We start from the raw sequence: 25734 nt of genomic DNA, 5'->3' as shown, positions 1-25734 counted from the left end.
CAAGTGCATCTCGACCCAGTCAGCCGGTTCAGCCCGTCGACGGGGCGGCGACGAGCGCGATGTCGACCCATCCGCCGTCGTCGCTCGCCGAGAGCAGCACGACACGGCGCCCGTCTTCGAGCGGTTCTCCGGATCCGACCTCGAGCACCGCGTCACGCGCGTCGCCGGATCCCAGCACGATCGTCAGCCGAGCACGCCAGGGACCCGACGAGCATCCGGAATTGGCGAATCCGATTCGCACCCCGTCGAGCACGCCCACCGTGCCCTGCGCGATGGTCGTGGTCCTCGCACCCTGCGGCGCGGCGATGGCGTCACCGGGCGCGCAGCCGGCGTTCTGAGCGCATCCCGAAACGCCCGCGGCCGCGCCGAGCGCCAGCAGCAGTGCGGCACCCGCGCGACCGGCGCGGCGACCGCGCGAGCTCATGGCTCGTCGGCGAGCTCGATCTCGACGGCGATCACGGGGCCGCGGCCCCGCTCGGGGTCTGCGGGCTCGGCGAAGCCCACGAGGGTTATCGTGCCGAAGCCCTCGAGCGAGGTCGGCGTTCCCTCGTCGATTCTCACGTCGATCTGCGAGGGGCCGCCGACCACCATGATCTTCGCCCAGACGCGGTCGTGCTCGGTTCCGGCGTTGACGACGCCGATCCGGCGCCCCGCGATGGGATTCACGGTGCCCTGGGCCAGCGCCAACTGCTTCGTGGTCATGTGATCTCCAACGATCCTGTCGTGTCGAGGTCGCCTCGCCCGTGACGGGCCTATTTCGTCGCGCTCGAGCTCCTGAAGTAGGTGTCGAGCTGGTCGGCCGGAACCACGACCTCACCCGGTTCGAGGCCGGGCTCGCTCGTGAGGCCGGACTCGGGGTTTGCACCCCATGGGTTGTACAGCACGACGGAGTTGTCATCGCGCACGTCGACGACCGTGTAGGCGTGCCGCCCGACGATGGGCGAATCGTCGGGGAGGTCGTTCCGCGTCGTGAGCACGACGGACTGTCCGCTGTCGATCGAGCCCGCGATGCTGTCGCTCGTCGCCCCCTGCTGCCACGGGAGGAATGGATCGAAGCCCTGCGTCTCGATCTCTCGGCCGGTGATGAGGGCGAGCGCCTCTTCCGGTTTGCCGCCCCAGATGTCACCGTACGACTCGCCGTAGTGGTCGGCGATGGCCTTCTCGTAGACGCTCGCGTAGTTGGGCATGCCGTCGTCACCCACGGCGTACTCGTATGCGCCGGCCTCGTCGTTGTAGACGAAGCTTCCGTCAACCCGGACCTCGATCGGCTCGCCGTCCTCGTAGAGCGTCACGAGGTAGTCGTTGCTTGCCTCGTCGTACTGCACGTTCTCGGCGAGAAGCTCGGGATCGGTTCCGGCGACCGCCGCGATCGATGCGAGTGCCCAGCAGTCGCCGAGCGCCTGCTGGTTGATGTCGTACGGATCGATCGCCACTTCGTCGTTCGGAATCTCGTCCGGCACCGTCTCGTGGCGGTCAGGATCGTCGACGCGCGTGTCGTGCGCGCGTCGCTCGCCGTCACTCTTGCCCGACTCGACGTCGCCCCGGTCGGGAACGCCCGCGCCTCCGGTGCCGCCGGCGGCCGCGCTCGCGTCGTCCTGTTCGTCGGCCTGGCGCGGAAGATCGTGGATGCCGATGCGCTCGACGAGGTCTCCGAGGTCGACGAGCGCTCGGTCCGTGCGTGCTCGCCACTCGTCGACGAAGCGATCGCGATCGGGGCCCTCCCAGTCGATCCGCTCGATCTGGCCGCGCAGTGTGCTGGCGGATTGCAGCACCATGCCCCCGCGGAAGGTGAATCGGCCGGCGATGTCGCGGAGCTCCGCGGTGTTCGCGCCGTGCATCCCGAATGGCATTCCTCGCCCGCTCCCCTCGTTCGCCAACGCCTCACGCTCATCGAGCATGCGCACCGCAGGTTCGCCACGTGCGCCCGTCGTCGCGGCTCCCCCGCCGCTTCGGCCGGAACGTTCCGGACCGGCCGGCGACCACGCTACCCGGCGAGGTTAACGCATGCGTCAGACTCCGGGGGCGCGCCCACACCACCCAGAGGGGCATGTCCCGCGGGGCGCGGGGCGCGAGGCGCGCTCACGCACGCGCGAGCAACTCGCCGTGGAGCATCGAGAACCACGCGTCCGGATGCTCGGCGAACTCGAGCCACCCATCGCGGATGCCCACGAGCTCCTCTCGCGTGGCGTGGCCGCCGGCGAGCGCCTGCGTCGCGAAGGCCGATGAGACCGCCCGGTCGGCCCACGAGTGCCCCCACCACGCGGCCAGCTCGGGCGTCGCGTAGACCCACGGCGTCGCGGTCAGGCTCACGTCGCGCAACCCGGCCGCGCGCGCCCACGCGCGCAGGTGGCGTGCCGCATCCGGCTCGCCGCCGTTCTCGCGCGCGAGCAGCTCGTACAGTGCGAGCCACCGATCGAGCGCCGGCAGCCGCGGGTACCAGGCCATGGTCCCGTAGTCGGCGTCGCGCGCCGCGATGACACCGCCGGGGCGCGTCACGCGCGACATCTCCCGGAGCGCCGCGATGGGGTCGCCGAGGTGTTGCAGCACCTGGTGCGCGTGCACGACGTCGAAGGATGCTGCCGGATGCGCGAGTTCGTACACGTCGCCGACCTCGAACCGCGTGCGGTCGTCGGCCCGCAATGTCGCCGCATCCCGCGCCGCCGCGATCGCGGTCGCTGCCGCGTCGACGCCGACGACCTCGCCGCCTGGCCCGACGAGCTCGGCCAGGTCGAGGGTGATGCTGCCGGGACCGCATCCGACATCGAGCACGCGCATGCCTGGGGTGAGGTGATCGAGCAGGTAGCCGCAGGAGTTCTCGGCCGTCCGGGCCGAGTGCGAGGCCAGCACGCTGCCGTGGTGCCCATGGACGTATCCGCCGGCGGGGGCAGCTCGCATAGCCGGCGTGCAGGGCTCGGTCGTCATACCGTCAAACCTACGGCGCGGTGCCTCCCAGCGCGACAATCCGCGCGCCGTCAGTGCAATCCCAGATCGAGGGCGACATACTGAACGGCATGACTGAAGGTGGACCGAAGATCCTCGTTGTCGACGATGAGCCGAACATTCGCGAGCTGCTGAGCACCTCGCTCCGTTTCGCCGGTTTCATGGTCCGGACGGTAGGGAACGGCGCAGCGGCCATTTCCGCCGTGATCGAAGAAGAGCCGGACCTCATCGTCCTCGACGTCATGCTGCCCGATATGAACGGTTTCGGCGTGACCAAGCGTCTCCGTGCGTCGGGATTCACGTCGCCCATCCTTTTTCTCACGGCGAAGGACGAGACCGACGACAAGATCGAAGGGCTCAACTCCGGCGGCGACGACTACGTCACGAAGCCCTTCTCGCTCGACGAGATCGTGGCGCGCATCAAGGCGATCCTCCGCCGCACGATGGCCGCCGAGGAAGACGCGGTCATTCGAGCGGGCGAACTGACGATGGATCAAGACACGCACGAGGTCTTCCTCGCCGACGATCCGATCGAGCTCAGTCCCACCGAATTCAAGCTCCTGCGTTACCTCATGCTCAACCCGAACCGCGTGCTGTCGAAGGCCCAGATCCTCGATCACGTGTGGGAGTACGACTTCAACGGCGATGCCGGCATCGTCGAGTCGTACATCTCCTACCTGCGGCGCAAGCTCGACCAGCACACCGACGAGCCGCTCATCCAGACAAAGCGCGGCTTCGGATACATGTTGAAGGTCCCAGGCGCCAAGGCCTAGTCGCTCGTGGCGTATCGCGCGATTCGCTGGAACGAGCTGAGCCTCCGCAACAAGCTCACGCTCGTCATCGTCGCGCTGCTCATGCTCGGCATCGTCGTGGCCGGCATCGGCACGACCCTCTTGCTTCGGCCCACCCTGGTGGCACAGCTCGATTCGGAGCTGACCGCAGTCGCCGCCGATCCGGTCTCGGTCATCGGCGGTGACCAGACCACGCGAAGCTTCACCTACGACAACGTCCGCCAGGCGCCGCAGCCGTACTACGTCGCGGTTGTCGACGACCGGGGGCAGGTGCTGGTTGACAACTGGGGCACGCGCCCCCGGGCCGTCGCGCCGTCCCTCGCGCCGGTCGAAGGGCTCGCGTCGGCACCGGGGGGCGAGTCAGGCGCCGCTCCGCACTACACGGTGGTCGATATGAGCGACGGGCTCGGCACCAGCTGGCGGGCCGTCGTGGTACTCGAGGGCGATTACCCGAGCGATCAGGTCAACGGCACGCTCGTCATCGGGCTGCCGCTCGCAACCGTGAACTCGACCATGGCATCGTTCCTCGCCATCTTCTTCGGCTTCGGGCTCACGGTCGTGATCTTCGGCGCGGCCCTCACGCGCCTACTCGTCTCCGCGACCCTGCAGCCCCTCCGCTCGGTCGAGTCGACGGCCATGTCGTTCGCCGCGGGCGACTATGCCCAGCGCCTCCCCGAGTCGACCCCGAACACCGAAGTCGGCCGGCTGTCGCGCTCGCTCAACATGATGCTCAGCCGCATCGACGAGGCCCTCGACGAGCGGCAGGCGACCATCGCGCGGATGCGCCGCTTCGTGGGCGACGCGAGCCACGAGCTGCGGACCCCGCTCGTGACCGTGCGGGGCTACGCCGAGCTCTACCGCATGGGCGCGCTCGACGAGCCCGCCAAGGTCGGCCAGGCAATGGACCGCATTGAGAAGGAAGCCCTGCGAATGGGCGGACTCGTGGAGGACCTGCTGCAGCTCGCCCGGCTCGACGAGACTCGGCAGCTCGAGAAGTCCATCGTCGACCTCGAGCCCATCGCCGAGGATGCCGCGATGGACGCCCGCGCGCAGTCGCCGAACCGACCGGTCACGGCACTGCCAACCCGCGTGGTCCTCGGCGACCGCGACACGCGCGACGAGCGGGTGCCGACTGCTCCCGCGCTCGCTGACGCGCGCGTCAGCGAGCCGCGAGGGGACGATGTCGATCGTGACGACGACGCGGGCGCCGGGACGCCTGACCCCGGTAACGGGTCGGCGAGCGAGGGCGAGCCGGAGCCGGCGGAGACCGCCGCCAAGGCTCGCCGCCGTTGGCGGCCACGCACGCCGACCATCCCTCGCGTCTCGCGTCAGCAGCTCAGCCGATTGCTGGGGCGCGGCACGGTGACGACCTCGACACCGGAGCAAGATGAGGCGGCCGGCCGTGTGCGGGTCGGCGGCGGGCCCGACGACGACGATTTCGACATCCCGGCGATGGTGCTCGGGAACGAGGACAAAATGCGACAGGCCGTCTCGAACATCATTGGGAACGCCCTGCGATACACACCCGAGGATTCGCCCCTCGAGGTCGGCGTCGTGCTCGACGTGCCGAAGCGAACCGCGACGGTAGAGGTCATCGATCATGGCGAAGGCATCCCGCCCGAGACCCGCGACAAAATCTTCCAACGCTTCTGGCGCGCCGATACCTCTCGAGCCCGCGAAACCGGCGGCTCGGGGCTCGGCCTCGCCATCGTGACCGCCATCATGCGCGCACATGACGGCTCCGTCGACGTCGTTGAGACCCCGGCAGGAGGCGCGACGTTCCGGCTCACCTTCCCATTGCTCGTCGCCGACGATGTGGACGGCCCGTCTCCCACAGGCGGCACGGGCGAGCGAGCGGCCGACGCTGCCCCCGCGTAGCGTCGCTCGCGTCGGCGGCCATCGGGGCTGCCACGTGACACCCGGGAGACCGCAATGGCACAGATCCGCGTCGATAGTGACATCCTGCTCGCCGCCGTCAACACGACGAACGCCTCAATCGACCGCGTACGCACCGAGAACGCGAGCTTGACCACGAATCTCATCAACCTGCAGTCGACATGGACCGGCTCGGCGTCGGCGTCCTTCCAAGACCTCCTGTCGCAGTGGCGGGCCGTCCAACTGCAGGTCGAAGAGCAGCTGGCGCAGATGAACATCGCCCTCGCCACCGCGGGCAACACCTACGGTTCGACCGAGTCTGACGTGACCCGCATGTTCGCCGGTGGTGCCCGCTAGCTCGGGCCGAGCATCCAGCCCCCTGCTCCCCCGGAGTCGTCCACGCCGAAAACGACCGAACGGGCGGCCCCTCGTGGGACCGCCCGTTCGTGTGGAGTGCGTCGGCGACGCCGGCAGGACTAGAAGTCCATGCCACCGCCCATGTCGGGCGATGCGGGGGCCCCGCCGCCCTTCTCTGGCTTGTCGGCGATGACGACCTCGGTCGTGAGGAACAGACCGGCGATCGAAGCCGCGTTCTCCAGCGCCGAGCGAGTCACCTTCACCGGGTCGATGATGCCGGCGGCGACCATGTCGACGTAGTTGCCGGTGGCGGCGTCGAGGCCGTGACCGACCTCGAGGCCGCGGACCTTCTCGGCCACGACGCCGGGCTCGAGGCCGGCGTTGAAGGCGATCTGCTTGAGCGGCGCGTCGACGGCGACCCGGACGATGTTGGCGCCAGTGGCCTCGTCGCCCTCAAGGCCGAGACCCGCGAGGGCCTTCGCGCCAGCGTGGATGAGCGAGACGCCACCACCCGCGACGATGCCCTCTTCGACGGCGGCCTTCGCGTTGCGGACGGCGTCCTCGATGCGGTGCTTGCGCTCCTTGAGCTCGACCTCGGTCGCCGCACCCGCGCGGATGACGGCGACGCCGCCGGCGAGCTTGGCGAGGCGCTCCTGCAGCTTCTCGCGGTCGTAGTCGCTGTCGGTCGCGGTGATCTCAGCGCGGATCTGCGCCACGCGGCCGGCGATGGCGTCGGCCTCGCCGGCACCCTCGACGATCGTGGTCTCATCCTTGGTGATGACGACCTTGCGGGCGCGACCGAGCATGTCGAGCGTGGTGTTCTCGAGCTTGAGGCCGACCTCTTCCGAGATGACCTGGCCGCCCGTGAGGATCGCGATGTCCTGCAGCATGGCCTTGCGGCGGTCACCGAAGCCGGGCGCCTTGACGGCGACCGACTTGAAGATGCCGCGGATCTTGTTCACGACGAGCGTCGCGAGGGCCTCACCGTCAACGTCTTCCGCGATGATCAGGAGCTGCTTGCCGGCCTGGATCACCTTGTCGACGACGGGCAGCAGGTCCTTGATGTTCGAGACCTTGCTGTTGACGATCAGGACATAGGCGTCCTCGAAGACGGCTTCCTGACGCTCGGGGTCGGTCACGAAGTACTGCGAGAGGTAGCCCTTGTCGAAGCGCATACCCTCGGTGAGCTCGAGCGTCGTGCCGAAGGTGTTCGACTCCTCGACGGTGACGACGCCTTCCTTGCCGACCTTGTCGATCGCCTCGGCGATGATCTCGCCGATCTTCGCATCGGCGGCCGAGATCGACGCGGTCGCGGCGATCTGCTCCTTGGTCTGGATCTCGACGGCCGACGAGAGCAGCTCGGCCGAGACGGCCTCGACGGCCTTCTCGATGCCGCGCTTGAGCGAGATCGGGTCGGCACCGGCGGCAACGTTGCGCAGGCCCTCGCGAACGAGCGCCTGGGCGAGCACCGTGGCGGTCGTCGTACCGTCACCGGCGACGTCGTCGGTCTTCTTCGCGACCTCCTTCACCAGCTCGGCGCCGATCTTCTCGTACGGGTCCTCGAGCTCGATCTCCTTGGCGATCGACACACCGTCGTTCGTGATCGTGGGCGCGCCCCACTTCTTCTCGAGCACGACGTTGCGGCCGCGGGGGCCGAGGGTGACCTTGACGGCGTCGGCCAGCGTGTTGAGGCCGCGCTCGAGGCCGCGACGGGCCTCTTCATCAAACGCGATGATCTTCGACATAAGTGTGCTTCGTCCTTTCCGGACGTCCGGGACGTTCATGTGTTGGCACTCGGCAAGCGCGAGTGCTAGAGCAATACTTGCACTCGACGTGGGCGAGTGCAAGCCGCGAGCCGCACCCCGCCGGGCTCACCTCGAGCATCCGGAAACACGAACGGCGGCACCCGGCCGGTGCCGCCGTTCGTGACCGGTGCCCTAGAGGGGTCGCACCGCTTCGGCTTGAGGCCCCTTGGCCCCCTGGCCGATCTGGAACTCCACGACCTGGCCCTCCTCCAGGACCTTGTAGCCGGGCATGTCGATCGCCCTGTAGTGCACGAAGACGTCTTGCTGCTGCTCTCCGCCGGCGGCGTCGACGGTGATGAAACCGAAGCCCTTTTCAGCGTTGAACCACTTCACGGTTCCGTTCGCCATGATCTCCCCATTGCGTGTCGCTCGGCCGGGACATACCCGACCGCCCCGACGACCTTCCCTGCGGCGTCGGGGCGCCATGAGCGTACGTTTGCGAGGTTGCGGGAACGTGTCGCGCGGATATCGGGCGATCGACATCTGCGGGGAGACGGCTACTGGGCGACGTCGTAGCCGATGATGACCGTGATGGTGCCCGGCGGAGCCATGTTGGGGTCGAGTGTCGGCGTTCCGCCACCCAGATCTTGCGCGAGCTGGAGCGCCGCCCCCTCATTCGCCGCGTCGCCGTAGTAGATGGTCGTCGACGAGTAATCGGCCCGGTCGGCGTCGTCGATCACGGTCACGTTCCAGCCGAGGCCCGTGAGCGTCTCGGCGTTTCCGCCCGCGATTCCCGGCAGGTCGGTGCCGTTGAGGACCGTGACCTGCACGTTCGGGTCGAGCGCCGGTTGCGCCTCGGCGGGGTCGTCCGTCGGCGCCTCTTCGGTGGCGGTCGGCGTCGGCTCGGGCTCGGCCTGGAACGACACGACGTTGTCGATGACGAACATCGCGATGAGGCCGATGGCCACGAGCACGATGACGGCACCGAGGCCCCACAACCACGAGGTGATCTTGTCGCCCCGGGTTCTGGGCGCACGGTGCGCCCCGCGTCGGTCGAGCGACGCAGGGATGTCGTCGAAACGGTCCTTCGAGTACTTCACGTTCGTCTACCGGGCCTTCGTGCGTCCGGACGCTGCACTCGAGCGTCGCTGGGCTCGCCGCTCGTCGCGTTCTGCGGCGCGTGCATCTCGGACGCGACGCAGGCGCGCGACGACCAGGGGGTCGTGGGCCAGGGCTGCTGGCGCCTCGATGAGCGTAGCGAGAATTTGATAGTACTGCGCGACCGACCGGTTGAACCGCCGGCGAATCGCGTCTTCCTTGGCGGACGAATGGCGTGGGTGCGCGGCCTCGAACGCGAGCACCTCGCGTTCGAAACTCGTCAGTTCGGGAGCTGCCGAGCGTTGCGCTGCCTCCAGAGCCAAACCGCCTCCTCGTTCGACCGCGACGCACTCCGCGGGTGCCTCACTGTAGGCGCAGCCTCACGAGAATCTTGGTTCCGACGCGCGTAGACTCGCGCATCGGCGGGACCCCGATCGGCGGGGCACGGTCGAGAGGAGGCAGCACATGGGCGAGTACCAGGTCACGCGGAATGACGCGGAGTGGCGCGAGTTGCTGCAGCCGGTGGAGTTCGCCGTGCTGCGGCAGGCCGCGACCGAGCGCCCGTTCACGGGCGAACTCCTCGATGAAGAGCGCGAGGGGCTGTACTCGTGCCGCGCTTGCGGCAACGAGCTGTTCAAGAGTGGCACGAAGTTCGACGCCGGCTGCGGCTGGCCGAGCTTCTACGAGTCGATCCGCCCTGACGCGGTCGAACTGCTCGACGACGACTCACAGGGGATGGTGCGGACCGAGGTGCGCTGCGCGAAGTGCGGCTCGCATCTCGGGCACGTGTTCCCCGACGGCTTCGGCACGCCCACCGGCGACCGATACTGCATGAACTCGGTGTCCCTGACCTTCTCACCCGAGTCGTCGGGCGAGTCGAATGGCAGCGGCACGTCCGCATAGACTGGTCCGGCCCCGCGCGGGGCATGCCGGCTTAGCTCAGTTGGTAGAGCACCGCTCTTGTAAAGCGGATGTCGCGGGTTCGAACCCCGCAGCCGGCTCGATAGCGCACACGCTGCCATCGGCCCGTGCCCGGCGCGGCCGGTCTCGCGTCAGAGGTGCTCGTCGAGGAACGACCGGAACTCGGTGCTGTTGTCGATGCGACCCGTGTACGCGTCGCCGTTCGCCAGCACGAGGGGCATGCGGTCGAGTTCGGTCCCCTGGTCGCCGACGCCCCCTGCAAGCGCGGCGTCGGACTGCGACTCGATCCAGTCACCGAATCGACCCTGACTGATGCACGTGTTCACCGCGTCGATCTGCTGCACCCCCGAGTCGCGTGCGAGCGCCTTGAGATCGGCGTTCTGCAGATTGGCGAACCCTTCACTCGGCTGCATGGCGAGCAGGCCCACATGGAAGGCCCAGAGGTCCTTCTGCGACAACTCGCCCACGCAAGTGACGGCGTTCCCAGCGCGTACCGCGGCGCCGCGCTCGCGAGGATCGTCGCTCACAGCGAGCGGGTGCAGCGATATGCGCACGGCCCCCTGCTGTGTGAGGCCCTGGATCACGAGCGCGTTGACCGAGGCGAACCGCGCGCTATCTGGATGCGTGTAGTCGGTGTAGAGGGCCAGCTGCACGGGCGCGGGGGCCGGGATGGCTTGCGCATTGGCCGGGTCAGCGACGGTGGGGCCCGAGGCGTCGAGGCCGCCGTCGGCATTGACCATGGTCGGCCATTCGACGCTACCGCGGCCCGTCCCAAGCGCAAAGACGGCGACGGCGACGGCGATCGCGAGCGCCGCGACAGCGAGCACCAGGCGGCGGCGAGGTCGACTCGACGCCGCGTCTCGCGCTGTCGCGCGGCGCAGTCGGGGTTCGGGTGAGATCACAGTCATCGCTCGTCTGGGTGGCCGCGGCGGTCGGCACGCACGACCTGGGAGAGGCTACTCCCCTCCCCTTGAGGTTGCAGCCGCCGAAGTCGAAACGTCACCATTCCGCAACCTCTCCGCCCGGAGCTTCGCGACTTCGTAGAGCGTCACGCTCGCTGCGATCCCGGCGTTGAGTGACTCAGTGGCGCGGTCGATCGGGATCGACACGATCGCGTCGCATTGCTCGGTGACAAGGCGCGAGAGCCCCTTGCCCTCGCTGCCGACGACAACGAGGAGCGGCGAGGTCGCGAGATCGAGCCCTGGAAGGGACATGTCGCCATCCCCGTCAAGGCCGATGACGAACAGACCCGCAGCCTTATACGCCTTGATCGTCGCGACGAGGTTGGCTGCCATCGCGACGGGCAGGCGACTCACGGCACCCGCCGACGTCTTCCACGCCGACGCGGTCACGCCGGCCGATCGACGCTGCGGCACGACGACCCCATGGCCGCCGAACGCGGCGACCGAGCGAATGATCGCACCGAGGTTCCGGGGGTCGGTCACGCCATCGAGGGCGACGACGAGCGGCGTTTGCCGTCGCTGCGTGACACGGTCGAGGAGGAGCATCGGGTCGTCGTACTCATAGGGCGGCACCCTGATGAGCACGCCCTGGTGCACGGCATCGCGGCCGGCGAGCCGGTCCAGTTCGGGGCGCATGACCTCGAGCACGGGGATTCCGCGCGACGTGGCGACGCGCAGGATCTCCTTGACACGGTCGTCGAACTCAATGCGCGCCGCGATGTGGAGCGCGGTTGCGGGAATGCCCGCGCGGAGCGCCTCGAGCACGGAGTTGCGACCGGTCACGAGCTCGGTCTCGTCGTCACTGCGGCGCCGGGGCGCACCACCATCCCGCCCGGCGGAACGTCCGCCGGGCTGACCGCCGTGCTTCGACTCGATCCGCTCGCGGGCGGCCTTGCGCTTGCCGGCCGAGTGCCAGGCCCGGTCCTCGGCCTTGGGTGTCGGCCCGCGGCCCTCGAGTGACTTTCGGCCGTGGCCGCCGGTGCCCTTCAGCGGGCCCTTTTTCTTGCGGGCGCCGCCCTTGCCTGGTGTTGCAGCCATCGTCAGTTCACGCTCCAGGTCGTTCCGGTCGGTGAGTCTGCCACCGTAATACCTGCCCCCGCGAGAGCGTCGCGGATGCGGTCGGCGGCAGTGAAGTCTTTCGCGGACCGAGCTTCGCGACGCTGCTCGAGCAATTGCTCGACGAGCGTCGCGAGAGCCGCGGTCTCTCGATCGGAGCCGGTATCGCCGGCCCACTCGGGCGTACGCGGGTCGATGCCGAGCACGTCGAGCATGGCGCCGACCGCGGCGAGGGCCACTTCGACGCCGTCGGTGTCGTTCGCGTCGGCTGCTTGATTGCCCCGCGTGATCTCGCCGTGCAGCGCGGCGAGGGCCTGCGGAATGGCGAGGTCATCGAGCATCGCGGCCTCGAAGTCCGCGGTGACGGGCGCGGCCGGTGGTATGTCCCGTCCCGCCGCCCGCAGGAGCGACTCGGCGCGGCCGAGGAAGGACTCGATACGCGCGAAGGCCGCCTCGCCCTCCGCCATCGAGTCGTCGTTCAGCTCGATCACGGAGCGGTAGTGCGCGGCGCCGAGCACGTAGCGAATGACGATGGGGCGCGCCTGCGCGAACAGATCGGCAGCCGTGACGATGTTGCCGACCGACTTCGACATCTTCTGGCCGCGGAAATTGACGAGCCCGTTATGGAGCCAGGTCCGCGCGAACGCGTGCCCGGCCGCGTTCGACTGCGCCATCTCGTTCTCGTGGTGCGGGAACCGCAGGTCGAGGCCGCCCCCGTGAATGTCGAATGTGTCGCCGAGGTACTTCGTCGACATCGCCGAGCACTCGATGTGCCAGCCCGGCCGGCCCGGCCCCCACGGGCTCGGCCACGACGCGGATTCGGGTTCGCCCGGCTTGCGTCCCTTCCAGAGCGCGAAGTCGTGCGGCCCGCGTTTGGCGCGCGGAGCACCGTCGTCGGCCGGCTCCATCTCCGCCGTCCGCTGGTGCGTCAGCGAGCCGTATTCTGGCCACGTCGACGTCTCGAAGTACACGTCGCCAGTTCCGTCGGCGGCCACGTACGCGTGACCGCGCTCGATGAGCCGTCGAATGATCGCCTGCATCTCCATGATGGACGCAGTGGCCCGCGGCTCGTAGGTGGGCGGACGAATGCCGAGACGCGCATATGCGCGGGTGAATTCGCGTTCGACCCGATACGCGAGCGCCCACCACGGCTCCGTGTCGGTGGCGTTCGCGAGGGTCTTGTCGTCGATGTCGGTCACGTTGCGCACGAGCGTGACTCGCACGCCTCGAAACTCAAGCCACCGGCGGAGCTGGTCGTACACGAGGGCCGAACGGATGTGGCCGACGTGGGGGCCCGACTGCACGGTCGGCCCGCAGACGTACATCGACACCTCGCCGGGAACGAGCGGCGCGAAGTCGCGCAGCGCCTGCGTCTTGGTGTCATAGAACCGCTGAGTCACCCCCCGAGTCTAGGGCGGGCGGACCGTCGGATAGGATGACCGTCATGGAATCGACCATGGCCATCGTCGACCGCGGGCGTCGCGCCTAGCGGCGGACGACCGAACCCGCTGACCACCCCGCGCATCCCCGCGGAGAGCTGGTCGGCAGTGCGCGCTTCTTCGCGCGTCGACTCCGCCGTTTCGCAGGCCAGACCGGGCCCCGCGCATCCCTGCGCCGTCGTGCCCGGACCCTTCGATTCCTCCGGAGCAGCATCTTGCCGACCATGCACGGCGGCCGTCACGAGCACGGCCAGAACTTTCTCTCAGACGCGGCGACCATCCGCCGAGTCGTCGACCTCGTCGCCCGAACGCGCGGTCCAATCCTCGAGATCGGCCCGGGCCGCGGCGCCCTGACCTTCGAGCTCGAACGGCTCGGGCGACCCATCACGGCCGTCGAGATCGACCTGCGCCTCGCCCGCCGGCTCGAACAGCGCGTCGGCCCCCGCGTGAATATCGTCGCCGGAGACTTCCTCCGCTGGCCCCTGCCGACGAACCCATATGTCGTCGTCGGCAATCTCCCGTTCCACCTCACGACGGCGATGCTCCGCAAGGTGCTGCACGCGCCCGGATGGACGAACGCCGTGCTGCTCGTGCAGTGGGAGGTCGCGCGCCGCCGGGCCGGCGTCGGTGGCGTCACGATGATGACGGCGCAATGGTGGCCGTGGATGACGTTTGACCTGCACGGGCGGGTGCCCGCGCGTGCGTTCGCGCCACGGCCCTCCGTCGACGGCGGGCTCCTCGCGATCGCGCGGCGGCAGAAGCCCCTCGTCGCGACCACGCGCGGCGAGGAGTACCGCGCCTTTGTCCACGCGGTCTTCCAGGGGCGGGGCCGCGGAGTCCCCGACATCGCGCGTCGCGCGGTGACGCCGGATCGACGCGGCGCCATCGACCTCTGGCTCTCCCGCGAGCGAGTCGCGGCCGGGACGCTGCCTCGCGACCTCGGCGCCGCGCAATGGGCGGGCCTTTTCCATGCAGCGCGCGGCGAGCTGGCCGGGGCGCCGCCCGCTACCGGGGCGGGGCGACGGCGACGAGGGCGGTCGCGATGGCGATGAGGCCATCGCGGCGGCCGGTGAAGCCGAGGCGATCGCTCGTGGTCGCCGCGATCGACACGGGTGCCTCGAGCACCGCCTCGAGCGCGGTCCGCGCCTCGTCGCGGCGCGCCGCAAACCGCGGACGCTCGGCGACGAACTGCACGGAGACGTTCCGGATGCTTGCACCGTGCTCGTCGAGCAGCGCGCGCGTTCGCCGCAGGAAGAGCGCTCCCCCGGCGCCGGCGAGCTCCGGATCGTCGGTGCCGAACACGCTGCCGATGTCGCCGAGGCCCGCCGCCGCGAGCAGGGCATCACAGATCGCGTGCGCAACCGCATCGCCGTCGCTGTGCCCGGCCAGGCCGGGTTCGCCGGGCCAGTACAGGCAGGCGAGGTGCAGCGGGGCGGTGTCGTCGAACGCATGCGCGTCGACACCGATCCCAGTGCGCAGCTCGGCCGCCTCGAGGCCGCGCGAGCCCTCGGCGACGTCCATATCGCGATGGCCGGGAAAGCGCACGCTGGGCTCGGATGCGCCCGCGAGCATCCTGCTCGCCCGCTCGAGGTCGTCGGGCCGGGTGATCTTGAACGCGTGCACGTCGCCGGGCACGGTTCGCACGCGCAGTCCGGCAGCCGCCGCCAACGCCGCGTCGTCGGTGTGCTCGATCGTCGCCGACCGATACGCCTCGCGAAGTGCGGGTGCAGGGAACCCCTGGGGCGTCTGCGCAGCGACGAGCGACGAGCGTTCGGGGGTCTCGACGACCCTGTCGCCGCTGAGCCGCTTGATCGTGTCGACGACCGGCAGCACGGGCACGACACCATCACCCGTTGCGCGAACGGCGCCCGCGACCCGCTCGGCGAGAGCGCGCGGCGCGAACGGCCTCGCGGCGTCGTGCACGAGCACGACATCGCAGTCGCCCGGCAGCGCGTCGATCGCCGCCGCAACCGACGATTGGCGGGATGCTCCACCGGCGACGACCGCGAGGGTCACGTCGTCAGCGGCTGGCGGCGCGGGCGATGCGTCGGGGTCCCCGTGCGCGGGGCGGGCGTCGGCGCGCTCGGCCAGTGCGGGCGTTGCGGCGGGAAGCGCCGCCGACGCGAGCCTGCGCGCGGCATCGAGGTGCCCGGCGGGTGCCGCGACGGCGACGGCGAGGCGTCCGGGAAACCCGTGGAGGCGGCGCAGCGCGTGTTCGAGCAGCGTGCCTCCGCCGAGGTCGACGAGGGCCTTCGGCCGGCCGACGCCGAGCCTGGTGCCGCTGCCGGCCGCGACGAGTACGAACCCGGTGCGAGGAGCATCCATGCGCCCAATCCAACCGCACTCCGACGGTCGGCCTCGACGCCGCACCGCCATGAGCGCGGGCCCGCCGGCGGAAACGAGAACGGCCGCGCCGCACCGTGAGATGTGCGCGCGGCCGTCGACGGGGTCGCGTTAGGAGGCGAGCACCTTGTCGAGCACGTTCGCCGCGCTCTCTTCGTCGGTCTTCTCGGCGAGCGCGAGCTCGGAGACGAGAATCTGGCGCGCTTTCGCGAGCATGCGCTTCTCGCCGGCGCTGAGCCCGCGGTCTTGATCGCGCCGCCACAGGTCGCGAACGACCTCGGAAACCTTGATCACGTCGCCCGTCGCGAGCTTCTCGACGTTGGACTTGAAGCGCCGCGACCAGTTGGTCGGCTCTTCGGTGATGGGCGCGCGGAGTACCTCGAACACCTTGTCCAGGCCGTCTTTGCCGATCACATCGCGGACTCCGACCAGATCAACGTTCTCGGCCGGGACCTCGATGACGAGATCGCCCTGCGCGACGTCAAGCTTGAGATAGGTCTTGTCCTCGCCTTTGATCTTGCGAGTTTTCACCTCGGTGATCGTGGCGGCACCGTGGTGTGGGTAGACGACGGTCTCCCCGACTTTGAATTGCATAGATGCAGACCCCTTTCGTGTAGAGTTTACCACGATTGAGTCGTGCTAGAGTACGCCGCCGCCCGGTGGGCCGGCGCGTGAGCACGGGGGTCGCTCGTCGTCGGCTAGGCTGAGCATCGCCTTTCCGCAGCATTCACGCGCGGTGGCACACGTACACGCTCGCACCCCTGGAGGCCCCCGTCGTGAAGTTTCGCGCCGTCGCATCCGTCGCGCTCGCCGCCGCTCTTGCCGGTGGACTTGCGGGATGCAACCTGATCAGCCCGCTGGCCACGACCATCGAGTACGCCGCGAGCGACGGTGTGCACGTGACGGTCGGCGACCTCGAACTGCGCAACATCATGATCCTCGTCGACGCTGAGGGCGACACGACCCCGACGGCGGGCTCGTTCGTCGGCACGATCGTCAATCACGCCGACGATGCCGGTTCCGTCACGATCACGACCGAGAGCGCCACCGCGCAGCTTCCGCTCGACGCCTCCCAGCCGCTCACCCACATCGGTTACGGCGACGGTCCTCAGGTGCTCATCGAGGGTGTGCAGCTCGAGCCCGGCTCAACCATCGACGTGACCTTCACGGGCCCGGGAGGCACCACCGAGACCAAGAAGGTGCCCGTCCTCGACGGCACGCTCGCCGAATACTCGACGCTCCTGCCCCAGGCGCCCGAACCGACGCCAACGCTTCCCGCGCCGACGGCGACGCCGGGTGCCGAAGGCAACGCCACCGGCACGTTCGAGGGCGACGCACAGGGCGATGCGCAGGGTGACGGCCTTCAGCCGTAGCTCTGCGGCGCAGTGACGTGACGTGTGGGGCCCCGGCGTGCCGGGGCCCCACACGTGTTCCGTCGGGGTTATTCCTCGAACCGGTAGCCGAGCCCTCGCACGGTGACCAGGAGCTTGGGCGATGAAGGGGTCTCCTCCACGCGCGACCGGATGCGCTTGATGTGCACGTCGAGGGTCTTGGTGTCACCGAAGTAATCGGGCCCCCACACGCGGTCGATGAGCTGGCCCCGCGTGAGCACGCGCCCCGAGTTGCGCATGAGGTACTCGAGCAGCTCGAACTCCTTCAGCGGCATCGGCGTGACCTCGCCGCGCACCGTCACGGTGTGACGCTCGATGTCCATCCGGATCTCACCGACCTCGACGATGGCGTCGTCGACATCGCCCTCGGCGGTCGCATTGCGGCGGAGGACGGCTCGGATACGGGCGATGAGCTCGCGAGTCGAGTACGGCTTCGTCACATAGTCGTCAGCGCCGAGCTCAAGCCCGACGACGATGTCGACCTCGCTGTCCTTCGCGGTCAGCATGATGATGGGCACCTGAGAGGTCATCCGGATCTGCCGACACACCTCCGTGCCCGGGATGCCGGGCAGCATGAGGTCGAGCAGCACGAGGTCCGGCTCATTCTCGTCGAAGAGGCTGAGCGCTTCAGTGCCCGACTCGGCGATGTCGACCTCGTACCCCTCCCGCTTGAGCAGGAACGAGAGCGGTTCGAACAGCGAGGCTTCGTCTTCGACGAGGAGGATCCGTGTCACGTTCCTATTGTGCAACCTCAAGGCAAACTCCTGGTGAAGTGGATGCGATCTCCGGCGTCCTCCCGGGTTCATCGACTAGTGGTGACCAACGGTACTTCCGCCCGCGGGCGTCGTGCCGTCTGAGTCCGGATCATCGCCACCGGAGATGCCGCCGGCCCCGCCGAAGTCGTCGAACTCGTACGCGTCGCGCCTCTCCGCATCCTCGACGAGCGGCAACCGCACGGTGAACGTCGACCCCTTCCCGACACGCGACCACACCCGAATGTCACCCCCGTGGTTCTCGACGATGTGTTTCACGATGCTGAGCCCGAGCCCGCTGCCGCCCGTGCGGCGCGAGCGCGCGGGGTCGGCGCGGTAGAAGCGCTCGAAGATCCGGCTCGTGTCTTCTGGCGCGATGCCGATCCCCTGATCGGTCACCGAGATCTCGACCGCCTCGTCGAGAATGCGCGCGCCGACGCCGATGGGCGACCCCTCGGCCGAATAGTTGACCGCGTTCGACACGAGGTTGTGAAACGCCATGAGGAGCAGGCCGGCATCGCCGAACACGAGCATGCCACGCGGGGCGTTCGTGGTGATGCGGACGCCCTTCGCGTCGGCGGCCACGCGAGCCTGGTCGACCGCGAGATCGATGATCTCGCCCGTGTCGACGATCGTGGCGTGCTCGAGCGAGTCGGTCGACTGCAGCCGGCTCAGGTCGAGCAACTCGTTCGTGAGCCGCTTGAGCCTCGTGGCCTCGGTCTCGAGCCGCCCGGTGAAATACCGCACCTGCTCTTCATCGTCGGCGGCCTCGGTGAGCGCCTCCGCCAACAGGGTGATCGCGCCGATCGGCGTCTTCAACTCGTGGCTCACGTTCGCCACGAAGTCGCGGCGGACGCTCTCGACGCGCCGTGCCTCCGTGCGGTCTTCCACCATGACGACGAAATGCCGCCCCGTCACGCGGGCGGCGCGGACGTGCAGGTGCAGTTCCGCGCTGCCGAACGGGCCGCGTGGCATCTCGATCTCGGCGTCGACGGCCGCCCCCGTGTCGCGTGCCTCGTCGACGAGCGCGCCGAGGCGGTCGTCGAGGCGCCCGCCCCTGCGCGCGAACCCCATGCTGCCCGCCCCCGCCGTCATGACGAGGATGTTGTGCGAGGGATCGGTCACGAACGCTGCGGCCCCGAGCGCCTCGAGCGCGCGCTCGACCCCTTCCGGCGGCCGCGGGTCGAGCGCGGCGCTGATACGCTCGCGCTGGGACGCCGCGGCGTTCACGAGCGCGACAAAGCCTCCTCCCACGACGAGGCCAAAGGTCAGCGACAGGAAGACCGCGAGCGTCACATCCATCGTCGACAGCCTAGGGTGCTCGGATGGCGCCCGTGACAACACGGGGCGGACACGCGCGGTACATGAGCGCGTCACCTCCGCTTCGTAAAGTGTCATGGCTTGCATCCCGCAGAACGAACCTGCCTCGGGCCACCGACACCAGCAAAGGACAACAATGCGCGAAGTATTCCAGCAGGAACTTGCCGACGTTCAGGGCCGTCTCGTCGAGATCGCTCGACTCGTTCGCGCCGCCATCACGGATGCCACGAAGGCGGTGGCCACGTCGAACGTGTCGCTCGCGGAACGGGTCATCGACGGCGACCGGTTGATCGACGAGCGCTCGCTCGCGCTCGACGAGCTCGCGATCGAGATCCTCGCGCGCCAGGCACCGGTCGCACGCGACCTGCGCATCGTCGTGAGCGCGCTGCGCATCAGCGCATCGCTCGAGCGCATGGGCGACCTCGCGGCCCACATCGCGCAGGTCTCGCGCTACCGCTACCCCGGCCAGGTCGGCCCCGAAGCCATTCGCACGACCTTCGAGCAGATGGGCGCGGTCGACGTCGAGATCGCCTCGAAGCTCGTGGAGCTGCTCGCGACCCAACGCATCGACATCGCCGATGAGATCAAGAGCGACGACATCAAGGTCGACGCGCTCCACCGCTCGACGTTCGACATCCTGCAGAACGAAGACGACGGCGTGGCCGTCATCGACGCGACGCTCATGAGCCGCTACCACGAACGTTTTGCCGACCACGCGGTCTCGATCGCCAAGAAGATCGAGTACCTCGCGACGGGTGACTGGCACCAGCTCGACTGGCAGCAGCGGGACGCACCGGGCACCGCGGAGTAACCGGCCGGGCGCGACGGTCGTCACGGCCACCCACGAAAGCGGGGCCCAACCCGTCATCGACGGGGCGGGCCCCGCTTTCGTGTGCCTGCGGAGACGGTTCGCCGTGCGCCGACGGGGCCGGCTATTTGCCCTGGCTCGCGACGGCAGCTGCACCGGCGGCCGCGGCCGCGGGATCGAGGTAGGCGGCCGGCTCCGTGGGACGCAGCGTCTCGGCGTCGAGGCGATAGACGAGGGGGATCCCGGTCGGGATGTTGAGCCCCGAGATGTCGTCATCGCTGATGCCGTCGAGGTGCTTCACGAGGGCGCGCAAGGAGTTGCCGTGTGCCGCGATGAGCACGGTACGGCCGGAGCGAAGGTCTGGCACGATGTCCGATTCCCAGTAGGGCAGGAAACGCTCGAGGACGTCCTTCAGGCATTCGGTGCGCGGGATGTCGTGCCCCGCGTAGCGCACGTCGTCGGCCTGCGACCACTCGGAATCGTCGTCGAGCGGCGGCGGCGGCGTGTCGTACGAACGGCGCCACGTCATGAACTGCTCCTCGCCGAACTCATCGCGGATCTGCGCCTTGTCCTTCCCCTGCAGCGCGCCGTAGTGACGCTCGTTGAGGCGCCACGTGCGCTTCGCGTCGATCCAGGCCCGGCCGGCCTCCTTGAGCGCGAGGTTCGCAGTGTCGATCGCGCGAGTCAGGAGCGAGGTGTACAGGATCTCGGGGGCGAGACCGGCCTCGCGCATCAGCACGCCCGCCCGCTTTCCCTCCGCCCGGCCCTGCTCCGTGAGCTCGACGTCGACCCACCCCGTGAACAGATTCTTCTCGTTCCATTCGCTCTGCCCGTGACGAACCACGATGAGCGTGCGCACTTCGGTCATGCGACAAGGGTACCGGGGCGTGCTACCCCACCTTGGGCAGCATGCCACGCGCCGCGTCAGCGTCGACGCCGGTCGCGACGAGCAGGTCGACGACGAGGGGGCGGCACTGCATCACGATCATGACCTCGCCGACCGAGCCGTTGGGCACGAGCCGCGCGGGGTCGAGCCGCACCGTCGCGAGGATGCACGTCTGCTCGGCCTGCCGCCGGAGCGCCGGCCGGTCGAAGGACAGACCGAGCTCCACGATCGACGATTCGATGCCCGCGAGCACGTCGGCGAGCGCCGGTCTCGGTTTGCCGTCGGCGACGACGGCGCTGATTCGCCGGGCGATGACCCGCAGATTGCGCGTCACGAGGTCCATGCGCAACCGCAGCTCGGCCTGCGCATCGATCTCGTCGCGGTGGCCCCGTAGCAGCGGAGAGACGGCCGCGATCGACCTGGCGCTGTCGAGCGAGGTGCCCCAGTTGTCGAGCAGCGGCTGCGTTCGGCGCAGTTCGTCGAGGGCGTGCAGGCTCGCACCGGAGTCACCCGTCCGGAGCGCCTCGACCAGATCGATCGTGGCGCGCTCGAGGGCCGCGAACAGCGTCCGGGCGTCTGCCCGCGCCATGCGTCGCGCGTCGCGAGGCACGAGCGCCGTCGCGGCGATCGCGGCCGCGCCGCCGAGCACGGCATCGATCAGGCGCGTGTACTCGGCGCCGGAGCTCAACGGGATGAGGGAGACGAGGGCGGCCTGGATCGTGGCCGAGACGGCGAAGCCGGGGCTCGGGTGGAAGAAGCGGGCCATGAGCATGACCACCACGAGCACGACGGCCAACTGCCACACGCCCCGCCCGATGAGCACCAGCGCCACGTTGGCGAACAGCACGCCGAACGTGATGCCGAGCGCCGTATCGAGCACCCGCCGTGGCCGCGCGTCGCGCGCGAACCCGAGGGAGGTGACGCACACCGTGACGGCGAGGAACGGATTCTCGTGGCCAAGCACGAAGTGGGCGAACGCGTACGCGGCCATCGCCGCCACCGTGATCTGCGTGATCGCGGGAAGGGAATCTCGCACCCTTCCGAACGCCTGGTCAGGCAGCAGCCGCGGCGGCCTCGGGAGCCGCACGTCAGTCGCCGCGGGCCTGCAGCCGCCGCAGCTTCGGCACGTCGACGGTGCGGCCCGCGTCAATCGGCACGATGACGCGCTGCGCGGCCGCGATCTCACGCTCGTCGACGTCGGTCGCGAGCACGGCATCCGGCGCAAGCGACCGCTTCACGATCGCGAGCGCGATCGGCCCCTCTTCGAAGTGCAGCGCGACGGAAGTGACACGACCGACCATCTTGCGCCCCTCGTCGCCGGCCACGTGCAGCGCCGCTCCGGGTTCCGGGGCCACGCCGTCGAGGTCGAGGGCCACGAGCCGGCGAGGCGGGTGACCGAGGTTGTGTACCTTCGCGACGGTCTCCTGTCCGCGGTAGCAGCCCTTCGTCAGGTGCACGGCGCTTCGCACCCAGTCGAGCTCGTGCGGAATCGCGCGCGAGTCGACGTCGCGGCCGAGCCTCGGCCGCCACGCTGCGATGCGGAGCGCCTCGAGCGCGTCTTGGCCCGCGAGCGCCCACTCCCCCGCACCGGCGCGCCGAGCGAGCTCGGCGAGCGCGGGGCGCTCGAGGACGTGCAGCGCGAGGTGCCAGGCTGCACCGGGATGCCTCGCCGCCATCGCGTAGGTCACGCCGCCGAGCGGAGGATCGGCCCACGGGTCGCGCCACACGACCGGAACCCCGTTCGGCGCAGCGGCTCCGAGATCGGGCGCGCCGTCGCTCGGCACGGCCTCGCCCGTGGGACCGAGCGTCGCGACGACGCCATAGCCCTCATGCTCGGGCACGACTCGCACGTCGAGCATGAAGCGCATGCGGTTGAGCCATGCCGCCAACCCGACGGCGTGGGAGCGCTCGGTGATGAGCCACGTCGACGCGCCGTCGTCGACCGCGGCGACCGCGTGCTCGATTCGCCCGTTGGCGTCGAGCAGCAGCGTCTCGGCGCTGTCACCGGGTTGCAACTGCGCGAGCGCCTGCGACGTCATGGAATCGAGCCACGACCGCCGGTCGCCGCCCTCGACCCGCAGCACGGCGAGGTGCCCTTGGTCCACGATGGCGACCGGGCCGTCCCCCGGGCGCGCGAGCCGTCGTTGTTCGGTGAGGAAGCCGCCGTAGTGCGCTGGCGTTCCCGCATCCGGCCCGGTGCCCTCGACGGCGCCGTCCAGGTCGAGAAACGGCGACCGAGGCAGTTCAAGTGGTTCGGACTGATCAGCCAACCTTCACCAGCCTTCCCGAAGCGTGCGAGGCCAGCGCCCGGCCGAGCGCGGCGATGTCCCAGGCCCACAGCAGTTCGCCGCGGACGAGCCCGTACATGCGGGTCGAAGCCGTGTAGTCCTTCGCACCGGGCGCGCGCACAACGGCGTCGGTGGACAGATCAATCCGCGCGCTGCGCACCGAGCCGAAGTACAGCTCGCTGACGCCGGTGGGATGCGCGACCGCCAGTTCGATCTCGAACGCCCCGTCATCGCCGCGCAGGCGTTCGACCGCATCGGCGTCGGCGTGCGTCAGGGGAGCCGTCGCCGGCAGGTACCCGGGACCGACGTCACCCTCATCGTGTGGACGAGCAATCCGCCAGTAGCCGGTCTCGCTGGACAGAACGGGCAGATCGCGGAGTTCGTCGTCGGCGATCGCGGTGACCTCGGCGACAGCGGCCTCCTCGGGTGCCCGGACCTGGCCCCCCTCGAGCCACAGGCGCGACGCGTACTGCAGGTAGGGCATGCCCTCATCGACGACGATGTCGATGCGCTGGCGGAATGCGTGCAGCCGTACGTCGTCGTCGGTGACGGCGTACTCGACGACGCCACTGCCCTCCCACGCACCGACGAGCCATGCGAGTGGGACGAGTTCGGGAGCGAGCCCTGGCGGGAGTTCGACCATGCGACGGGTGAGCAGGGCCGGCGCTAGCTCTGACCCTTGAAGAGCCGGTAGACGACGACGCCCGACAGCCACGTGATCGTCGCGATCGCGACGATCAGCAGGCCGGTGAACGTGACTTCGATGGCGAGAAGGGGATCCATGCATTCAAGTCTACTGGGCGCCGACGTTGACCCCAACCAGCGCCCCGCCGCCGAGCAGGGCGAGCACGGCCGAGCCCAGCGCCAGGATCACGAGGGCCCCGACGAGGCTTTCGCACATGCGGCGCACGAAGCCGTCGGACTCCTGCAGTGCCAGCTGGATCACGCAGGTGAGGCAGATGAGGATCAACATGAGGGTCGACACCCACGTCACGTGCCGTTCGGGCGCGGCCCCGAACGCGATGACGAAGATGCCAGCCAGGGCGGCGACCCATACGGCCCCGACGCTCAAACGCAGCTTCGTCATGGAGCCATTGTCGCGCATGCGGAAAGGTGCGGAGCCTGTGGTCGCTACAATTCCCCGCACACGATCATTGCGCCGAGAGGACGGGTATGGCAGACCTCTTCGTTCTCTCCTCCCAGCCCCCGGAGCACATGCTTCCCAGCCTCGCCCTCCTGTCGCACCAGGTCCGCGTCGTTCCACCGTCGACGACCGGTGCCGCGCAAGCAGCAGATGCCGACGCGATCGTCGTCGACGGCACTGTGAACCTCTCGATGGCAAAACGACTGTGCGGCGTCCTCTCGTCGATCGATGCCGGGCTGCCCGTGCTGCTCGTGCTCGTCGAGGGCGGCCTGCCCGCCGTCACCCAGGAGTGGGGCGTCACCGACGTCGTCCTGCAGGGCGCGGGGCCAGCCGAAGTCGACACGCGCATCCGCCTGCTGCAGCCGCAGGCCCAAGCGACCGAGGAGCCGGCCGGCACCATCCGCGTCGGCCACCTCTCGATCGACGAGCAGAGCTACACTGCTCGCTACCGCGACCGAGTGCTCGATCTCACCTATAAGGAGTTTGAGTTGCTCCGCTACCTCGCGGCCCACCCCGAGCACGTGTTCACGCGCGAACGGCTGCTGAGCGAGGTGTGGGGCTACGACTACTACGGCGGCACCCGCACGGTCGACGTGCACGTACGGCGGCTGCGCGCGAAGCTGGGCGACCACGAGACCGTGATCGGCACGGTACGCAATGTCGGGTACCGGCTGCTGCGGTCGTCGAACGGCGACGAGGGAGGGACGGCATGACCCGCATCGAGACGCACGAACGAGCGGGCGCGCACGCCGCCGACATCGCCGAGCTGGCCGCCGCGGCGACCTCGGCCGATGGCGTCGCGCCCTTCAACGACGACGCCATGCTCCGGCTCGACGACCGCCTGCTCGTCGCCGCGCGCGCCGATGACGGAACGCTCGCGGGCGCAGCCCTCGCCCACCCCCGCGAAGGCGGGCTCGAGGCCGAGCTCGTCGTGCACCCGGATGCCCGGCGCGACGGCCTCGGACTCGCGCTGGTCGACGCGCTCACCGACCGCCTCGCAGCGGGCGCCGAGCTCGTCGTCTGGGCGCACGGGAACCTCGAGTCCGCGCGCGGACTCGCAAGCGCGGTCGGGATGCGCGAGTCGCGCGTGCTGTACAAGCTCGGTCGCGACGTGGTCGCGGCCGACGCCGACGCGGGAGCGGCACCCGCCGACGTTCGCTTCGAGACGTTCCGGCCGGGCACCGACGACGCCGAGTTCCTCGCCCTCAACGCCCGCGTCTTCCGCGACCACCCGGAGCAGGGCGCCCTCGAGCAGGCGGGGCTCGAGGCGCGGATGGGGCAGGACTGGTTCGACCCGGCCTCGTTCCTCGTGGCGCGCGACGCCGTCACCGGCGAATTGCTCGGCTACAACTGGCTCAAGGCCGATGGCGACGAGGGCGAGGTCTACGTGATAGGAGTCGCCGACGAGGCCGCCGGCCGCGGGCTCGGCCGGGCGCTCATGCGAGTGGGGCTGGCGCGCATCCATGCCCTCGGCCTCCCGCGTACCACCCTCTACGTCGAGGGAGACAACGCGCGCGCGCTCGCCCTCTATCGCTCGCTCGGATACGAGAACGACGCCGTCGACGTCCAGTATCGGCGCACCGTCGCACCCGCCGGGTAGACGGTCGGCGCCGTCACC

29 protein-coding genes and 1 tRNA gene are annotated in these 25734 nt (G+C 69.5%); 10 read left to right on the top strand and 20 right to left on the bottom strand.

All coding sequences use genetic code 11. From position 1 onward, the window contains the following. Positions 1 to 28: 28 nt before the first annotated feature. The 4 genes from F8O04_RS03930 to F8O04_RS03915 form a co-directional block, all read right to left on the bottom strand. Positions 29 to 424, bottom strand: coding sequence for a hypothetical protein (locus tag F8O04_RS03930; protein ID WP_158028013.1), 396 nt, complete (start codon positions 422 to 424; stop codon positions 29 to 31). Beyond that, positions 421 to 702 (bottom strand): hypothetical protein, encoded by a 282-nt coding sequence (locus F8O04_RS03925; RefSeq protein ID WP_158028012.1) that lies wholly within the window; start codon positions 700 to 702, stop codon positions 421 to 423. The genes F8O04_RS03930 and F8O04_RS03925 overlap by 4 nt, the downstream gene beginning before the upstream one ends. Positions 703 to 752: 50 nt before the next feature. Next, positions 753 to 1838 carry a C2 family cysteine protease gene (locus F8O04_RS03920; protein WP_188726285.1) on the bottom strand — a complete coding sequence of 362 codons (1086 nt, stop codon included), beginning with the start codon at positions 1836 to 1838 and terminating at the stop codon, positions 753 to 755. 241 nt (positions 1839 to 2079) lie between these two features. Continuing rightward, positions 2080 to 2922: a class I SAM-dependent methyltransferase gene (locus F8O04_RS03915; RefSeq protein ID WP_225734855.1), complete on the bottom strand. Its 843-nt coding sequence runs from the start codon at positions 2920 to 2922 to the stop codon at positions 2080 to 2082. 89 nt (positions 2923 to 3011) lie between these two features. On the opposite strand from F8O04_RS03915, the gene F8O04_RS03910 reads away from it, so the two are divergent. The 3 genes from F8O04_RS03910 to F8O04_RS03900 all read left to right on the top strand — a co-directional run bounded on the left by F8O04_RS03910 (position 3012) and on the right by F8O04_RS03900 (position 5963). After that, positions 3012 to 3713: a response regulator transcription factor gene (locus F8O04_RS03910; RefSeq protein WP_158028010.1), complete on the top strand. Its 702-nt coding sequence runs from the start codon at positions 3012 to 3014 to the stop codon at positions 3711 to 3713. Positions 3714 to 3794: 81 nt separating this feature from the next. Beyond that, on the top strand, positions 3795 to 5609 hold the full coding sequence (locus F8O04_RS03905; protein ID WP_158029084.1) for a sensor histidine kinase: 1815 nt from the start codon (positions 3795 to 3797) through the stop codon (positions 5607 to 5609). A 54-nt stretch (positions 5610 to 5663) separates the two neighbouring features. Next, positions 5664 to 5963 (top strand): WXG100 family type VII secretion target, encoded by a 300-nt coding sequence (locus tag F8O04_RS03900; RefSeq protein WP_158028009.1) that lies wholly within the window; start codon positions 5664 to 5666, stop codon positions 5961 to 5963. 119 nt (positions 5964 to 6082) lie between these two features. Here the strand turns inward: F8O04_RS03900 and groL are convergent, their stop codons facing one another. The 4 genes from groL to F8O04_RS03880 form a co-directional block, all read right to left on the bottom strand. After that, positions 6083 to 7708 (bottom strand): chaperonin GroEL, encoded by a 1626-nt coding sequence (groL, locus tag F8O04_RS03895; RefSeq protein WP_158028008.1) that lies wholly within the window; start codon positions 7706 to 7708, stop codon positions 6083 to 6085. Between the two features lie 192 nt (positions 7709 to 7900). Beyond that, positions 7901 to 8116: a cold-shock protein gene (locus tag F8O04_RS03890; RefSeq protein WP_158028007.1), complete on the bottom strand. Its 216-nt coding sequence runs from the start codon at positions 8114 to 8116 to the stop codon at positions 7901 to 7903. Positions 8117 to 8265: 149 nt separating this feature from the next. Beyond that, positions 8266 to 8808 carry a LytR C-terminal domain-containing protein gene (locus F8O04_RS03885; RefSeq protein ID WP_158028006.1) on the bottom strand — a complete coding sequence of 181 codons (543 nt, stop codon included), beginning with the start codon at positions 8806 to 8808 and terminating at the stop codon, positions 8266 to 8268. A 6-nt stretch (positions 8809 to 8814) separates the two neighbouring features. Continuing rightward, complete coding sequence (locus tag F8O04_RS03880) at positions 8815 to 9129, bottom strand: DUF3263 domain-containing protein (protein WP_225734853.1); 315 nt, start codon at positions 9127 to 9129, stop codon at positions 8815 to 8817. A gap of 142 nt (positions 9130 to 9271) precedes the next feature. On the opposite strand from F8O04_RS03880, the gene msrB reads away from it, so the two are divergent. Next, complete coding sequence (msrB, locus tag F8O04_RS03875; protein WP_158028005.1) at positions 9272 to 9709, top strand: peptide-methionine (R)-S-oxide reductase MsrB; 438 nt, start codon at positions 9272 to 9274, stop codon at positions 9707 to 9709. Positions 9710 to 9734: 25 nt separating this feature from the next. Continuing rightward, positions 9735 to 9807, top strand: a tRNA-Thr gene (locus F8O04_RS03870). A 51-nt stretch (positions 9808 to 9858) separates the two neighbouring features. Here F8O04_RS03870 and F8O04_RS03865 read toward each other — a convergent pair. From F8O04_RS03865 to cysS, 3 genes are read right to left on the bottom strand one after another with little or no spacing between them, the layout of a single operon-like run. Next, positions 9859 to 10635, bottom strand: coding sequence for a DsbA family protein (locus F8O04_RS03865; protein WP_158028004.1), 777 nt, complete (start codon positions 10633 to 10635; stop codon positions 9859 to 9861). A gap of 48 nt (positions 10636 to 10683) precedes the next feature. Then, complete coding sequence (rlmB, locus tag F8O04_RS03860) at positions 10684 to 11727, bottom strand: 23S rRNA (guanosine(2251)-2'-O)-methyltransferase RlmB (RefSeq protein ID WP_158028003.1); 1044 nt, start codon at positions 11725 to 11727, stop codon at positions 10684 to 10686. A gap of 2 nt (positions 11728 to 11729) precedes the next feature. After that, on the bottom strand, positions 11730 to 13145 hold the full coding sequence (gene cysS / locus F8O04_RS03855; RefSeq protein ID WP_158028002.1) for a cysteine--tRNA ligase: 1416 nt from the start codon (positions 13143 to 13145) through the stop codon (positions 11730 to 11732). A 254-nt stretch (positions 13146 to 13399) separates the two neighbouring features. Between cysS and erm the strand changes: the two genes are divergently transcribed. After that, positions 13400 to 14236, top strand: a complete 837-nt coding sequence (gene erm / locus F8O04_RS03850; protein WP_158028001.1) for a 23S ribosomal RNA methyltransferase Erm — start codon at positions 13400 to 13402, stop codon at positions 14234 to 14236. Here the strand turns inward: erm and ispF are convergent. Both ispF and F8O04_RS03840 read right to left on the bottom strand, forming a co-directional pair. Continuing rightward, positions 14190 to 15560, bottom strand: a complete 1371-nt coding sequence (ispF, locus tag F8O04_RS03845; protein WP_188726286.1) for a 2-C-methyl-D-erythritol 2,4-cyclodiphosphate synthase — start codon at positions 15558 to 15560, stop codon at positions 14190 to 14192. The genes erm and ispF overlap by 47 nt on opposite strands. Before the next feature lie 78 nt (positions 15561 to 15638). Next, positions 15639 to 16121, bottom strand: a complete 483-nt coding sequence (locus F8O04_RS03840; RefSeq protein WP_158027999.1) for a CarD family transcriptional regulator — start codon at positions 16119 to 16121, stop codon at positions 15639 to 15641. Positions 16122 to 16303: 182 nt separating this feature from the next. On the opposite strand from F8O04_RS03840, the gene F8O04_RS03835 reads away from it, so the two are divergent. Further along, positions 16304 to 16900: a hypothetical protein gene (locus F8O04_RS03835; protein WP_158027998.1), complete on the top strand. Its 597-nt coding sequence runs from the start codon at positions 16304 to 16306 to the stop codon at positions 16898 to 16900. Positions 16901 to 16968: 68 nt separating this feature from the next. Here the strand turns inward: F8O04_RS03835 and F8O04_RS03830 are convergent, their stop codons facing one another. Further along, the gene (locus F8O04_RS03830; RefSeq protein ID WP_158027997.1) at positions 16969 to 17652 is read right to left on the bottom strand and encodes a response regulator transcription factor; all 684 of its coding nucleotides are present in this window, start codon (positions 17650 to 17652) and stop codon (positions 16969 to 16971) included. A gap of 75 nt (positions 17653 to 17727) precedes the next feature. Continuing rightward, the gene (locus F8O04_RS03825) at positions 17728 to 18972 is read right to left on the bottom strand and encodes a sensor histidine kinase (RefSeq protein ID WP_158027996.1); all 1245 of its coding nucleotides are present in this window, start codon (positions 18970 to 18972) and stop codon (positions 17728 to 17730) included. A gap of 154 nt (positions 18973 to 19126) precedes the next feature. On the opposite strand from F8O04_RS03825, the gene phoU reads away from it, so the two are divergent. Continuing rightward, positions 19127 to 19801 (top strand): phosphate signaling complex protein PhoU, encoded by a 675-nt coding sequence (gene phoU, locus F8O04_RS03820; protein WP_158027995.1) that lies wholly within the window; start codon positions 19127 to 19129, stop codon positions 19799 to 19801. Between the two features lie 121 nt (positions 19802 to 19922). Here the strand turns inward: phoU and F8O04_RS03815 are convergent, their stop codons facing one another. The 5 genes from F8O04_RS03815 to F8O04_RS03795 form a co-directional block, all read right to left on the bottom strand. Further along, positions 19923 to 20666, bottom strand: a complete 744-nt coding sequence (locus F8O04_RS03815; RefSeq protein ID WP_158027994.1) for a phosphoglyceromutase — start codon at positions 20664 to 20666, stop codon at positions 19923 to 19925. A gap of 22 nt (positions 20667 to 20688) precedes the next feature. After that, entirely contained in the window at positions 20689 to 21720 is a 1032-nt protein-coding gene (locus F8O04_RS03810) for an FUSC family protein (RefSeq protein WP_188726287.1), read from the bottom strand. A gap of 52 nt (positions 21721 to 21772) precedes the next feature. After that, positions 21773 to 22954: a CAF17-like 4Fe-4S cluster assembly/insertion protein YgfZ gene (gene ygfZ, locus F8O04_RS03805; protein WP_158027992.1), complete on the bottom strand. Its 1182-nt coding sequence runs from the start codon at positions 22952 to 22954 to the stop codon at positions 21773 to 21775. Beyond that, positions 22947 to 23615: an FABP family protein gene (locus F8O04_RS03800; protein ID WP_158027991.1), complete on the bottom strand. Its 669-nt coding sequence runs from the start codon at positions 23613 to 23615 to the stop codon at positions 22947 to 22949. The genes ygfZ and F8O04_RS03800 overlap by 8 nt, the downstream gene beginning before the upstream one ends. A 150-nt stretch (positions 23616 to 23765) precedes the next feature. Further along, the gene (locus F8O04_RS03795) at positions 23766 to 24059 is read right to left on the bottom strand and encodes a hypothetical protein (RefSeq protein WP_158027990.1); all 294 of its coding nucleotides are present in this window, start codon (positions 24057 to 24059) and stop codon (positions 23766 to 23768) included. Between the two features lie 86 nt (positions 24060 to 24145). Here F8O04_RS03795 and F8O04_RS03790 point away from each other — a divergent pair, with 86 nt between their 5' ends. Together F8O04_RS03790 and mshD are read left to right on the top strand one after the other, a co-directional pair. Then, on the top strand, positions 24146 to 24829 hold the full coding sequence (locus tag F8O04_RS03790; protein ID WP_158027989.1) for a winged helix-turn-helix domain-containing protein: 684 nt from the start codon (positions 24146 to 24148) through the stop codon (positions 24827 to 24829). Next, complete coding sequence (mshD, locus tag F8O04_RS03785) at positions 24826 to 25716, top strand: mycothiol synthase (protein ID WP_158027988.1); 891 nt, start codon at positions 24826 to 24828, stop codon at positions 25714 to 25716. Before F8O04_RS03790 ends, mshD begins: the two co-directional genes overlap by 4 nt. Positions 25717 to 25734 lie beyond the last annotated feature (18 nt).

The sequence above is a fragment of the Pseudoclavibacter endophyticus genome, assembly GCF_008831085.1.
Taxonomy (GTDB): Bacteria; Actinomycetota; Actinomycetes; order Actinomycetales; family Microbacteriaceae; genus Pseudoclavibacter; species Pseudoclavibacter endophyticus.
Note: the sequence above shows the minus strand (reverse complement) of the source record. Positions and strands in the feature narration are given on the sequence as shown.